Origin of the sequence: Streptomyces sp. 8N616 (assembly GCF_052246385.1) — a bacterium.
Taxonomy (GTDB): Bacteria; Actinomycetota; Actinomycetes; order Streptomycetales; family Streptomycetaceae; genus Streptomyces.
Genome location: NZ_JBQQBY010000001.1, coordinates 285,757 through 298,344, shown reverse-complemented (window position 1 = coordinate 298,344; position 12,588 = coordinate 285,757). Strand labels below are relative to the sequence as shown.

The 12,588-nt window shown below is 71.8% G+C and carries 11 protein-coding genes and 1 pseudogene; 7 read left to right on the top strand and 5 right to left on the bottom strand.

The features are described 5' to 3' along the window. The first annotated feature begins 13 nt into the window (after positions 1–13). The 3 genes from ACTWQC_RS01325 to cobC are packed head-to-tail and all read left to right on the top strand — an operon-like array spanning position 14 to position 2,680. On the top strand, positions 14–649 hold the full coding sequence (locus ACTWQC_RS01325) for a precorrin-8X methylmutase (RefSeq protein ID WP_443313578.1): 636 nt from the start codon (positions 14–16) through the stop codon (positions 647–649). Continuing rightward, positions 646–1,614 (top strand): sirohydrochlorin chelatase, encoded by a 969-nt coding sequence (locus ACTWQC_RS01320; RefSeq protein WP_443313577.1) that lies wholly within the window; start codon positions 646–648, stop codon positions 1,612–1,614. Before ACTWQC_RS01325 ends, ACTWQC_RS01320 begins: the two co-directional genes overlap by 4 nt. Then, positions 1,598–2,680 carry an Rv2231c family pyridoxal phosphate-dependent protein CobC gene (cobC, locus tag ACTWQC_RS01315; protein ID WP_443313653.1) on the top strand — a complete coding sequence of 361 codons (1,083 nt, stop codon included), beginning with the start codon at positions 1,598–1,600 and terminating at the stop codon, positions 2,678–2,680. Before ACTWQC_RS01320 ends, cobC begins: the two co-directional genes overlap by 17 nt. A gap of 156 nt (positions 2,681–2,836) precedes the next feature. Here cobC and ACTWQC_RS01310 read toward each other — a convergent pair whose 3' ends face one another. After that, complete coding sequence (locus tag ACTWQC_RS01310; RefSeq protein ID WP_443313576.1) at positions 2,837–3,784, bottom strand: SCO1860 family LAETG-anchored protein; 948 nt, start codon at positions 3,782–3,784, stop codon at positions 2,837–2,839. A 471-nt stretch (positions 3,785–4,255) separates the two neighbouring features. Further along, positions 4,256–5,347, bottom strand: coding sequence for an amidohydrolase family protein (locus ACTWQC_RS01305; protein ID WP_443313575.1), 1,092 nt, complete (start codon positions 5,345–5,347; stop codon positions 4,256–4,258). Between the two features lie 441 nt (positions 5,348–5,788). Between ACTWQC_RS01305 and ectA the strand changes: the two genes are divergently transcribed. The 4 genes from ectA (at position 5,789) to thpD (ending at position 9,171) form a co-directional block, all read left to right on the top strand. After that, the gene (ectA, locus tag ACTWQC_RS01300) at positions 5,789–6,352 is read left to right on the top strand and encodes a diaminobutyrate acetyltransferase (protein WP_443313574.1); all 564 of its coding nucleotides are present in this window, start codon (positions 5,789–5,791) and stop codon (positions 6,350–6,352) included. Between the two features lie 83 nt (positions 6,353–6,435). Next, entirely contained in the window at positions 6,436–7,701 is a 1,266-nt protein-coding gene (gene ectB, locus ACTWQC_RS01295; protein ID WP_443313573.1) for a diaminobutyrate--2-oxoglutarate transaminase, read from the top strand. An 85-nt stretch (positions 7,702–7,786) separates the two neighbouring features. Next, positions 7,787–8,191 carry an ectoine synthase gene (locus tag ACTWQC_RS01290; protein ID WP_443313572.1) on the top strand — a complete coding sequence of 135 codons (405 nt, stop codon included), beginning with the start codon at positions 7,787–7,789 and terminating at the stop codon, positions 8,189–8,191. An 80-nt stretch (positions 8,192–8,271) separates the two neighbouring features. Then, the gene (gene thpD / locus ACTWQC_RS01285) at positions 8,272–9,171 is read left to right on the top strand and encodes an ectoine hydroxylase (RefSeq protein ID WP_443313571.1); all 900 of its coding nucleotides are present in this window, start codon (positions 8,272–8,274) and stop codon (positions 9,169–9,171) included. A 201-nt stretch (positions 9,172–9,372) separates the two neighbouring features. Here the strand turns inward: thpD and ACTWQC_RS01280 are convergent, their stop codons facing one another. The 3 genes and pseudogenes from ACTWQC_RS01280 to ACTWQC_RS01270 form a co-directional block, all read right to left on the bottom strand. Then, positions 9,373–10,437: an aminotransferase class V-fold PLP-dependent enzyme gene (locus ACTWQC_RS01280; protein ID WP_443313570.1), complete on the bottom strand. Its 1,065-nt coding sequence runs from the start codon at positions 10,435–10,437 to the stop codon at positions 9,373–9,375. Between the two features lie 70 nt (positions 10,438–10,507). Further along, positions 10,508–10,852, bottom strand: a pseudogene (locus tag ACTWQC_RS01275) (SRPBCC family protein); the annotation flags it as partial. A gap of 91 nt (positions 10,853–10,943) precedes the next feature. Continuing rightward, entirely contained in the window at positions 10,944–12,530 is a 1,587-nt protein-coding gene (locus tag ACTWQC_RS01270; RefSeq protein ID WP_443313569.1) for an aldehyde dehydrogenase (NADP(+)), read from the bottom strand. Positions 12,531–12,588: the final 58 nt, after the last annotated feature.

Sequence of the window (12,588 nt, the reverse complement as noted above, 5' to 3'; positions counted from 1 at the left end):
GGAGGACCACCCCGTGACCCGCACCGTCCACCCCATCGAAGAGAAGTCGTTCCGCATCCTGCGGTCGCGGCTCGACACCAGCCACTTGCCGCCGCTCACCCGGGCCGTCGTCGAGCGGGTCATCCACTCGAGCGCCGATCTCGAGTACGCCACGGACCTGGTCTGCGACGAGCGATCCCTCGAGGCCGCGCATGCCGCGCTGCACGCCGGGGCCCCGGTCGTCGCCGACGTCGAGATGGTGGCGGCGGGCATCACCGCCCGTAAGGCGGTCTGCCGACTGGGCGAGGCGAAGTCCGGCCCCGGCCTTACGCGATCCGCCCACGCCGTGCGCCTGGCGTACGAGAGGGTGGGACCCGGGGCGCTCTGGGTGATCGGCTGTGCCCCGACGGCCCTCGAGGAGCTGCTCCTGCTCGGCGCCGACCCCACGCTGGTCATCGGCCTGCCGGTCGGTTTCGTCGGGGCGGCGGAAAGCAAGGCGGCCCTGCGTGCGAGTGGTCTGCCCGCCGTCAGTAACGTCTCGGAGAAGGGTGGTTCCGCGGTCGCGGCGGCCGCCCTCAATGCGCTGCTGTACACGGAACCCACCAGATCGGTCAGCCCCGTCCCTACGACCACCCGTAAGACCACCCGCACGACCAAGGAGAACTCGTGACCACCCCGCCCGCGCTGCTCATCGCCGGCCACGGAACCCGTGACGAAGCGGGAGCCGAGGCCTTCCGCGACTTCGTACGCGAGCTGGGCCGGCGCAACCCCGGACTGCCCGTCGCGGGCGGGTTCATCGAGCTGTCCTCGCCGCCCCTCGCGGACGCGGTGGCCGAGTTCGTCGAGCAGGGTGTGCACCACCTCGCGGCCGTGCCGCTGATGCTGGTGTCGGCCGGGCACGCGAAGGGCGACATCCCGGCCGCGCTCGCCCGTGAGAAGGAGCGGCACCCCGCGATCTCGTACCAGTACGGCCGCCCGCTCGGCCCCCACCCGAGCCTGCTGAAGGTCCTGGAGCGGCGGCTCGACGAGGCACTGGGCGCGCAGCCGCGTACGCCCGCGGACCGGGCGGAGACGACCGTACTGCTGGTGGGCCGCGGCTCGACCGACCCGGACGCCAATGCCGAGGTGCACAAGGCCGCCCGACTCCTCTGGGAAGGCCGCGGCTTCGCGGGCGTGGAGACCGCCTTCGTGTCGCTGGCCGCGCCCGACGTGCCGTCAGGGCTCGACCGCTGCCAGAAGCTCGGCGCGCGCCGCATCGTCGTGCTGCCGTACTTCCTGTTCACCGGCATCCTGCCCGACCGGGTGCGGATGCAGACGGAGGGCTGGGCGTCGGCGCACCCCGAGATCGAGGTGCTGTCGGCCGATGTCATCGGGCCGACGGACGAGTTGCTGAACCTGGTCATGGAGCGCTACCGGGAGGCGGTCGAGGGCGACCTGCGGATGAACTGCGACTCCTGCGTCTACCGCATCGCACTGCCCGGCTTCGAGGGCAAGGTGGGCCTGCCGCAGCAGCCGCACCACCACCCCGACGACCCGGCCGGCGACGGTCACGTCCACGGAGAACACGGACATGCGCACGGGCACGGACACGGCACCCAGCACCATCACCACGACGGCCATGCCCACGCCCACTGACCCGCACCGGGTGCGGGCGGACGCGCCCGCACCCGACCTGCGCCATCACGGCGACGCGGAAATACGGGATGCCGGCGCCGGACTGACCGATCTCGCGGTCAACGTCCGGGCCGGCACCCCACCGGCCTGGCTCAAGGCCCGGATCGCCTCGTCTCTGGACGAGCTCGCCGTCTATCCGGACCCGAGGTCGGCGCGCCAGGCCGTGGCCGTACGGCATGGGCTGCCGGTGGACCGTGTGCTGCTGACGGCCGGGGCTGCGGAGGCGTTCGTGCTGGTGGCACGGGCCTTCCGGACCCGCAGACCGGTCGTCGTGCACCCGCAGTTCACAGAGCCGGAGGCCGCCCTGCGGGATGGGGGCCACCGGGTGGAGCGGGTGCTCCTGGACGTGCGGGACGGCTTCCGGCTGCGCCCGGACACGGTCCCGGAGGACGCCGACCTCGTCGTGGTCGGCAACCCCACCAACCCCACCTCCGTACTGCACCCGGCGGACGAACTCGCCCGGCTGGCCCGCCCCGGGCGCGTCCTCGTCGTGGACGAGGCCTTCATCGACGCGGTGCCGGACGAGCGCGAGTCCCTGGCCTCGCGCGCGGACCTGCCGGGCCTGGTCGTGCTGCGCAGCCTCACCAAGACCTGGGGCCTGGCGGGGCTGCGCATCGGCTACGTCCTGGCCGAACCCGAGCTGATCGCCGCACTGGAGCGGAACCAGCCGCTGTGGCCGGTGTCCGCTCCCGCGCTGACCGCCGCGGTGGCGTGCAGTGCGCCCCCGGCGCTCGCCGAGGCCGCGCACGCCGCGCACCGCATCGCCGCCGACCGGGCCCATCTGCTGTCCCGGCTGGCCGAGTTCGACGGCCTGTACGCGTGCGAGCCCGCCGCCGGGCCGTTCGTCCTGATACGGCTGGCGGGCGCGGATGACGTACGGAACCGGCTGCGCGACGTGGGGTTCGCGGTCCGCCGCGGCGACACGTTCCCGGGCCTGGGCCCCGACTGGCTGCGGGTGGCCGTGCGCGACCGCGACACGACCGACCGTTTCGCCGAGGCCCTGGCGAAGGTCCTCGCCCAACGCTGAGCGGAGGCGCGGCCCGGGGGCGGGACCCGGGCCCGGGACGGGGACAGGGACCCGGGCTCGAGACCCGGTCCGGGACTGGACCCCCGGCCCGGGGACGGGGCCCGGCCCCCGGGCCGCGAACCCGGCCCGTCCGACACCGGATCGGGCCCAGCGGCATCAGCTCCGGCGGCTCCGGCGGGTCAGAATCAGCGCTCCGCCGCCCGCGGCGATCAGCACGGCCGCGCCGCCCGCGAGATACGGAGTCATGGAACTGCCGCCGGTCTCGGCGAGGTTGTCCTTCTCCTTGACCTCGCTGGTCTGGGTGCTGACGCCGGGCTTCTCCTCCTGCGGCTTCTCGCCCCCGGGCTGCGGCTCCTCGGGCTTCGGCTCCTGCGGTTGCGCCTCACCGGGAGCGGCGGCGGGGCTCTCGCAGGTGGCCTGGACGAGCGTGACCCGGCCGTCGACCTCGGCGACGTTCTGCTTCAGCGGGTCGACGGAGACCGACAGTTCCAGGGCTGTGGCCGCGGCCGTACGCGAAGTGGTCGCGGTCTTCGACAGGTCGAGCTGCACCTCGCCCACGTTGGGCACATCGACCCTGGTCGTACCGGACGCCTTGAGCGTCACCTTCTTGCCGAGCACGAGCACGGTGCCGAGCACGTTCGACTCCGCCGTGGGCTGCTTGCCGGCCTCGCACACCGCCTTCGATGTGACCTGCTGGACCTCGATCAGCGACAGCAGCGGCAGACCCGGCACATGGACCTTGGCGTGGACGAGATTGGCATAGCCCTCGGCCTTGTGCCGGTCCGTCGTGGCGCGGGCGGTGGCCACATCGGCGCGCAGCACGCTGACCGGCCTGCCCTGGTCGACTCCGTCGAGCGTCACGGACAGCGCGGTCTTCTCCGCGCTCTCGGGCGCGCGCACCTCGTTGAGCGAGGCGTTCAGCGGGACGTTGACCGTCTTGTTTTGCAAGTTGACGTCCAGACCGGTGCGGAGCACGACCGCACCGGCCTTTCCGTCGCCGCCGTCCCCGTCGGTGGCGTGCGCGGGCACGGCGCCGAGAAGGGCCGCGGGGCCTGCGGCCAGGGCGGTGGCGGTCAGCACGGCGGCGGCACGGCGCACGGGCATGCTGAAGGCAGAGCTGTTCACGGTGAGAAAACCCCCACAAGAGACATGGAGCCGGCGGCGCCGCCAATGGGGGACACCAAGAGCGCCGACGGCCTCGGTGCCCGCCATCCTCACGCACTGAGGGTGAACAGGCATCCACCTGACGTGAGTTCATCACAAAGGGTGGTTTCCGCACCTGATATTCGAATCCGAGGCCACAGACGTTCCCGTGCGTCACCCCTGCAACACAAAGCGGACCCCCAACCGCAAACAAGAAAAACGACGCGCGCCCCAGCCGAGTAACGCTCCGTCAACTGCCCGTCGGGCCCTCGGACCCAGCCCCGGAGACCGGCCCCCCGACTCGGCCCCCGGACCGGCCGGGACCGGCCCCCGGACCCGGCCTCCGGGCCCGGCCCCCGGACCCGGCCTCCGGGCCCGCCCGGGCCCCCGACCCACGAACTGCCCCCGACCCACCGCCCTCCCCGAGCCCCCTCAGCTGATCACTCGCCCCCGCAGCACGATGTGCCGCGGAGCGGTCAGCACCCGTACGTCCGCGCGCGGGTCGGTCTCGTAAACCACGAGGTCGGCCGGCGCCCCCTCGGTCAGCCCCGGCCGTCCCAGCCACTCCCTGGCGCCCCAGGTCGCCGCCGACAGCGCCGCGGTGACCGGAATACCGGCCTTGACGAGCTCCTCGACCTCGGATCCGACGAGGCCGTGCGGGAGCGAGCCGCCCGCGTCCGTGCCCGTGTAGACCGGGATTCCGGCGTCGTACGCGGCGCGCACGGTGTCGTAGCGGCGGGCGTGGAGCCGTCGCATGTGGTCGGCCCAGCGCGGGTACTTCGCCGCGCCGCCGTCCGCGAGCGCGGGGAACGTGGCGATGTTGACGAGGGTCGGGACGATCGCGACGCCCCGCTCCGCGAACAGTGGAATGGTCTCCTCGGTCAGCCCTGTGGCGTGCTCGATGCAGTCGATGCCCGCCTCCACCAGGTCGGCGAGGGACTCCTCGGCGAAGCAGTGCGCGGTGACCCGGGCGCCGAGCCGGTGGGCCTCGGCGATGGCCGCCTCAACCGCCCCGCGCGGCCAGCAGGCGCTCAGGTCACCGGTGCCGCGGTCGATCCAGTCCCCCACGAGCTTGACCCAGCCGTCGCCGCGCCGTGCCTCCTGCGCGACGTAGGTGACCAGGTCCTCCGGCTCGATCTCGTGCGCGTAGTTGCGGATGTAGCGCCTGGTGCGGGCGATGTGGCGCCCGGCACGGATGATGCGCGGAAGGTCCTCGCGGTTGTCGATCCAGTGGGTGTCGGCGGGGGATCCGGCGTCGCGCAGCAGAAGGGCGCCCGCGTCCCGGTCGGTCAACGCCTGCTTCTCGCTGGTCGATTCGTCGACGGCGCCATGGGCGTCCAGGCCGACGTGACAGTGTGCGTCGACCAGCCCCGGCAGTACCCAGCCTGAAGTCGCCCGTACTTCCCGCGCGCGGGTGGGCCGCTCGTACGAGACCCTCCCGTCCACGACCCACAGCTCGTCCCGGACCTCTTCGGGGCCGACCAGCACCCGCCCCTTGATGTGCAGCACCGCGCTCTCGCTCATGGCACGCACTGTACGAGCCCCCTGCCCGGCGCGGCACCGGGCCACCCGGGGCGCCGGGGCGCTGGGCGGCGCTGAGTCACCGCCGCCGGTCACCAGTCCACCGGGTCTTCCCCGCAACCGGAAATCCGGATATCTTCTCCGGACGCAATTCCAATTCCTCAGAAGCGTAGCTTCCCGTATTCTTCTGCCCGCTTTTCCGCAACCCAAACACCAAACTTTCACTAGCGTGAAGCACCGTAATTCGGGCGGATCTCGCAGCCGTTACAGACGCGTGACACACTTCACAAGGTGTCCGCTTCGCCCCAGAATTACAGGGCAAACCGCCACGATTCGCAACTGCTCAGCGCGCACGCGCGCCCCCGCGCGATACCACAGACCAGCGCGTAGCGGAACCCCGCCTGGCGATGCATTTTCCAATTGCACTGGGTAAATTGAATCTGCATGACCGCCGCACAAGCAGACCTTGCAGGCGCCCATAGTGAATTCCTCGAAATGCCGGAGGGGATCGTGATCGACACCCCGCGGGTCGAGGACGGAGCCGCGATCTGGCGCATCGCCCGTGACTCCCAGGTGCTCGACCTCAACTCCTCGTACAGCTACCTCCTGTGGTGTCGCGACTTCGCGGCCACGTCGGTGGTGGCCCGTGGCGAGGGTGACGAACCCGTCGGGTTCGTCACCGGCTACATACGTCCCGAGCGCCCGCAGACCCTCGTCGTCTGGCAGGTCGCCGTCGATCACGCGCAGCGCGGCCGCGGTCTGGCCGCCGCGCTTCTCGACGGGCTGACCACCCGGGTCACCCAGCAGCTGGGCGTTCGCCGCGTCGAGACCACGATCACGCCCGACAACACCGCGTCGAACCGCCTGTTCACCTCGTATGCAGAGCGGCACGGCGCCCAGGTGGACCGCGAGGTGCTGTTCGACGGCGGGCTGTTCCCCGACGGCGGCCACGAGCCCGAGGTGCTGTACCGGATCGGCCCCATCGCGGCTCCAGCGCCCCAGCGCTGACCTCCCCGGACTTCCCGGTCCCCAGACTTCCGAGCCATCCCGAGACTTCTTCTTCTCCCCCACTCATCTCCCAGGAGCATGCTGTGACCATCACCCAGCCCGACCTGAGTGTCTTCGAGACCCTGGAGTCGGAGGTGCGCAGCTACTGCCGCGGCTGGCCCACCGTCTTCGACCGCGCACAGGGCAGCTACATGTACGACGAGGACGGCCACACGTACCTCGACTTCTTCGCCGGCGCGGGATCCCTCAACTACGGCCACAACAACCCGGTGCTGAAACGCGCTCTGATCGACTACATCGAGCGCGACGGCGTCACCCACGGCCTGGACATGTCCACCACGGCCAAGCGGGCCTTCCTCGAGGCCTTCCAGAACATCATCCTGCGGCCGCGGGACCTCCCGTACAAGGTCATGTTCCCCGGCCCGACCGGCACCAACGCCGTCGAGTCGGCGCTGAAGCTGGCCCGTAAGGTCAAGGGCCGCGAGGCGATCGTCTCGTTCACCAACGCCTTCCACGGCATGTCGCTCGGCTCGCTCGCCGTCACCGGCAACGCCTTCAAGCGCGCGGGCGCCGGCATCCCGCTGGTGCACGGCACCCCGATGCCGTTCGACCACTACCTCGACGGCCAGGTGCCGGACTTCCTGTGGTTCGAGCGCCTGCTGGAGGACCAGGGCTCCGGCCTGAACCAGCCGGCCGCCGTCATCGTCGAGACGGTCCAGGGCGAGGGCGGCATCAACGTCGCACGCGCGGAGTGGCTGCGCGAGCTGGCCGACCTGTGCAAGCGCCGCGACATGCTGCTGATCGTCGACGACATCCAGATGGGTTGCGGCCGCACCGGCGCCTTCTTCTCCTTCGAGGAGGCGGGCATCGTGCCGGACATCGTGACCGTCTCGAAGTCCATCAGCGGCTACGGGCTGCCGATGGCGCTCACCCTGTTCAAGCCGGAGCTGGACATCTGGGAGCCGGGCGAGCACAACGGCACCTTCCGCGGCAACAACCCGGCCTTCGTCACGGCCGCCGCGACCCTCGACACGTACTGGGCCGACGGCCAGATGGAGAAGCAGACCCTCGCCCGCGGCGAGCAGGTCGAGCAGGCCCTGCGCGCCATCGTCGACGAACTCCCGGAGGAGGCCGAGTACCGCGGCCGGGGCCTGGTCTGGGGCATCGAGTTCGCCGACAAGGCGCGCGCGAGCGCCATCGCGGCCCGCGCCTTCGAACTCGGCCTGCTCATCGAGACCTCGGGTCCCGAGAGCGAGGTCGTCAAGCTGCTCCCCGCGCTGACCATCAGCCCGGAGGAGCTGGACGAGGGGCTGCGCACCCTCGCCCGTGCGGTGCGCGAGACGGCCTGACGGCCCTTGGCCGGCGGCCAGGTAACGCCGTCCTTGACCGCCGGCCCCGTACCGCCGACCGTAGAGACAGAAAGGCACCATCACCGTGATCGTCCGGTCCTTCAAGGACATCGAGGGCACCGACCGGCATGTCAAGTCCGCGTCGGGCACCTGGGAGAGCAAGCGCATCATCCTCGCCAAGGAGCGCGTCGGCTTCTCCCTGCACGAGACCGTCCTGTACGCGGGTACGGAGACCTCCATGTGGTACGCCAACCACATCGAGGCCGTGGTCTGCGTCGAGGGCGAGGCCGAGCTCACCAACGACGAGACCGGCGAGAAGCACATCATCACGCCGGGCACCATGTACCTGCTCGACGGGCACGAGAAGCACACGATGCGGATCAAGCAGGACTTCCGCTGCCTCTGTGTCTTCAACCCGCCGGTCACGGGCCGCGAGGACCACGACGAGAACGGCGTGTACCCGCTGCTCACCGAGCCCGCGGACAACTGAACTTCCCCTTGGGGAACCAAGAGATCCCCTCGTGGGGAGCAGAAAGACAGGGCCGGTACGAGAGGAGAAGGAGCACCACCATGACCATCGCACCCGAGCGAACGGCCGATCTCTATCCGACGCGTGGCGCGACAGAGGTCAGCACCCCGCGTCTGGACCCGGTCGTCTGGTCGGAGCCGGGGGCCCCTGGCCCCATCCAGCCGTCCGAGCTGCGCGACTTCGACCACGACGGCTTCCTCGCGATCGATCAGCTGATCACCCCCGACGAGGTCGCGACGTACGCCGCCGAGCTCAACCGGCTGATCTCCGACCCCGCCATCCGGGCCGACGAGCGCTCCATCATCGAGCCGAAGTCGCAGGATGTGCGGTCGGTCTTCGAGGTGCACAGGATCAGCGAGGTGTTCGCGGAGCTCGTGCGCGACCCGAGGGTGGTCGGCCGGGCCCGCCAGATCCTCGGCTCCGACGTGTACGTCCACCAGAGCCGGATCAACGTCAAGCCGGGCTTCGGCGCCTCGGGCTTCTACTGGCACTCGGACTTCGAGACCTGGCACGCCGAGGACGGCCTGCCCCGGATGCGCACGGTGTCCGTCTCGATCGCGCTGACCGAGAACTACGACACCAACGGCGGCTTGATGATCATGCCCGGGTCGCACCGGACGTTCCTCGGCTGCGCGGGGGCCACGCCGAAGGACAACTACAAGAAGTCGCTGCAGATGCAGGACGCGGGCACGCCGTCGGACGAGGCGCTGACGGGCTTCGCGAGCCGGCACGGCATCAAGCTGTTCACGGGCAAGGCGGGCTCCGCGACCTGGTTCGACTGCAACTGCATGCACGGCTCGGGCGACAACATCACGCCCTTCCCGCGCAGCAACGTCTTCATCGTCTTCAACAGCGTGGAGAACGAGGCCGTGGAGCCGTTCGCGGCGCCGATCCGGCGCCCGGAGTTCATCGGAGCGCGCGACTTCACGCCCGTGAAGTGAGGGTGAAGTGAGCGCGACGTGGTGATTGCGGTGACTGCGGTGACTGCGGTGACTGCGGTGACCGCGAAGTGAGGCCATAGCGCCACAGCGCCACAGCGCCGCGTGGAACGCGGGAGCCCCGTCCGGCCGTGGGTGCGTCAGCCGGACGGGGCTCCCGTTCGTTCAGGGGCGCTCCGTTCGTTCAGGGGCGCTCTTGCCCTTTCAGGGGCGGACGCCGGACAGCACGTCGAGCAGGCGGTCCACGTCGGCCGAGGTGTTGTAGAGGTGGAAGGCGGCGCGGAGGTTCCCGGCGCGGGCGGAGACGTACACCCCGGCCTCGGCGAGACGCTCTGCGGCGTGGCCGAGGCCGGGCACCGCGACGATCGGCGACCCCGGCGCCGGCACGGGCTCGTGCCCGAGCCCCGGTCCGAGTCCGGCGAGGCCGGTGCGGAACCGGTCGGCGAGAGCAGCGTCGTGGGCGTGAATCGTCTCCGGCCCGAGCTCCTCGACGAGCTCGAGGGAGTGCCGGGCGGCCACGTACGAGAAGAGGCTGGGGCTCTCGTCGAAGCGGCGGGCGGATTGGGCGAGTTGCCCGACCGGTCCGTAGCAGCTGTCCCAGGGCTCCTCGCCCGCGACCCACCCCGCGAAGACGGGCGTGAGCCCGCCGAGGTCCTCGGGGACGGTGAGGAAGGTGACGCCCCGCGGGCACATCAGCCACTTGAAGGCCACGGCCACGGTGTAGTCGAAGTCGGCGGCGGTGAGCGGCAGCCAGCCCGCCGCCTGGGAGGCGTCGACGAGCGTGCGGGCCCCGTGGGCGCGGGCCGCGGTCCGTACGGCCTCCAGGTCCGCGATCCGGCCGTCCGCCGACTGGGCGGCGCTGACGGCGACGAGCGCGGTGGACGGGCGTACGGCATCGGCCAGGTCCTCGAGCGGCGCGCTGCGCACGGTGAGGTCGCGGCGGACGGCGAAGGGGTTGACGAGGGAGCTGAAGTCGCCGTCGGCGACGAGGACTTCCGCGCCGGAGGGCAGCGAGGTCGCGATCAGCCCGGCGTACACGGCGACCGAGGCCCCGGCGGCCACGCGGGTGACCGGCACCCCGGCGAGGCGGGCGTACGTGGCGCGAGAGGCCTCGACGGCCTCGAAGCCCTCCTGCGGCTTGCCTGCGGCCGCGTCCTCGACGGCGGCGCGCATGGCGGTGACGGAACGGGCGGGGATGAGCCCGCTGGAGGCGGTGTTGAGATACGTCGTCTGCGGCGCGAACTCCGCGCCGCCGAGGCTCTTCTCCATGCCCTTCACTATGGGCCCCGGCGATCTCCCCGTCCATCGCTTATCTTTGACGGAATTCCCCAAGCGATGCTTATGCATGGGGTCTGACCTGCGGGGCAGCCGGGAGGAGCCGGACCAGCCGGCGCAGCAGCCGTACGTACGGACTCCAGCGGGCTGAGCTCGCGACGTCGCCCGTGCAGGCGCGCTCGGCGCGGTCGAGGCTGTCCTCGATGACGGCGTCGTGGAGGGGGCGGTAGAGCAGCGGCCAGGTGAGGCGGGCTGGGCCGCGCGCGGTCATGGCGAGGGTGTGGCGCAGGACCGTCGTGCTGCCCTCCTGGCCGGGGTGGACGGTGTACGAGTGGAAGCCGTGGAAGCCCCGCGGCCCGCTGAAGGCGAAGCGCACCCACTGGCCGGGCGCATAGGCCGCGACCTCATAGCCCCCGGCGCACCGGCAGCACCGCAGAGGCGCGGCCGTGCGCCGGGGCGCGGCCGTGCCCCGCTGGCCCGTATTCTGGCGGGCCGCCGCGTCAGGGCGCTTGGTGGCCGTTTACACGGCGCGGGAGGCCCAGCGGGTTGGTGTCGCGGAGTTCCGGAGGGAGCAGTGCCTCAGGCGTGGCCTGGAAGGTGACCGGGCGCAGCCAGCGCTCGATCGCCGTGCCGCCGACCGACGTGGACGTCGAAGTCGTCGCCGGGTACGGCCCGCCGTGGTGCTGGGCAGGGGCCACGGCGACGCCCGTCGGCCAGCCGTTGACCAGTACCCGCCCGGCGAGCGGCGTGAGTTCGGCCAGCAGCCGCGCCGCCAGTCCGTCGCCCTCCCCCGCCTCGCCCTCCCCGAGGTGAACGGTCGCGGTGAGGTTGCCCGGCAGCCGTCCGAGGACCGCCGTAATCTCGGCCTCGTCCTCGTACCGCGCGACGACCGTCACAGGCCCGAAGCACTCCTCCAGCAGCAGCCCGTGCTCGCCCCCATCGGCGAGCCGCGCCGCCGGGACGGTGAGGAAGCCCGCGGCCACGGCATTCTCGCCGGTCTCGCCTGGCGTGACCGGGCTCTCGACACCCGTCAGCGCCGTCCGCGCCCGTACGCCCGCCACGAACGCGTCCCGCATCCGCGCGTCGAGCAGCACGCCCTCCGCCGTGTCGCTGACGGCCTTGGTCAGGGCCTTGACCACCCGGTCCCCCGCCGCGCCCGCGGGCGCGAGCACCAGCCCGGGCTTGGTGCAGAACTGGCCCGCGCCGAGCGTCATCGACCCGGCGAGACCCGTGCCGATCTCCTCCGCCCGCTCCTGCGCCGCGGCCTCCGTGACGACGACCGGGTTGAGGCTGCCCAGCTCGCCGTGGAAGGGGATGGGCACCGGGCGGGCGGCGGCCGCGTCGAAGAGCGCGCGCCCGCCGCGAATCGAACCGGTGAATCCGGCCGCGGCGATCAGCGGGTGCCGCACCAGCTCGACGCCCGCCTCGAAGCCGTGCACCAGACCCACGACGCCCTCCGGCAGGCCGTGCCGCCCCGCGGCCATGCGCAGCAGGGCGGCGCACAGCTCGGAGGTGCCGGGGTGGTCGGGGTGCGCCTTGACGACGACCGGGCAGCCCGCGGCGAGCGCACTCGCCGTGTCGCCGCCGGGGACGGAGAAGGCGAGCGGGAAGTTGCTGGCGGAGTAGACGGCGACGACGCCGAGCGGCACCTTGTAACGCCGCAGGTCGGGCCGGGGGACGGGTCCCGCGGAAAGAGGTGCGCGCGAAGCGCTCGTTGGCGGGGTGGTGGCGGGCGACGGGTGGGAGTGGTCGATGACGATGTCGAGGAACGCGCCCTCGTCCACGACGTCCGCGAACGCGCGCAGCTGGTACGTCGTACGGGCCAGCTCCCCTGTGAGGCGGCCGGGCCCGAGTGCGGTCTCCGCGTCGGCGGCCTCGATGACGTGGTCACCGGCCTCGTCGAGCAGGTCTGCGGCACTCCGCAGGAACGCTGCGCGCACGGCCCGGTCGGCGAGGGCTCCGCGCGCGGCGTGGGCAGCGCGCACCACCCGGTCGACCTCCTCCGCAGTGGCCTCGACCGCAACCTGCTCCCGCTGCTTCCCGGTTCGGGGGTCGACACTCCAGACTGGTGCTGCTGGTGCTGCCACCGCGGTTCCTCCTGCTTGCCGCACACAGGGCATTGTTCGATATGCTGAACATTGTCCC

What these genes read in the sequence shown, in the direction of transcription:
- ACTWQC_RS01305 (WP_443313575.1), bottom strand. Translation starts at nt 5,347, where the DNA reads ATGAGCGAGAGCGCGGTGCTGCACATCAAGGGGCGGGTGCTGGTCGGC.
- ectA (WP_443313574.1), top strand. Translation starts at nt 5,789, where the DNA reads ATGACCGCCGCACAAGCAGACCTTGCAGGCGCCCATAGTGAATTCCTC.
- ACTWQC_RS01280 (WP_443313570.1), bottom strand. Translation starts at nt 10,437, where the DNA reads ATGGAGAAGAGCCTCGGCGGCGCGGAGTTCGCGCCGCAGACGACGTAT.
- thpD (WP_443313571.1), top strand. Translation starts at nt 8,272, where the DNA reads ATGACCATCGCACCCGAGCGAACGGCCGATCTCTATCCGACGCGTGGC.
- cobC (WP_443313653.1), top strand. Translation starts at nt 1,598, where the DNA reads ATGCCCACGCCCACTGACCCGCACCGGGTGCGGGCGGACGCGCCCGCA.
- ACTWQC_RS01310 (WP_443313576.1), bottom strand. Translation starts at nt 3,784, where the DNA reads ATGCCCGTGCGCCGTGCCGCCGCCGTGCTGACCGCCACCGCCCTGGCC.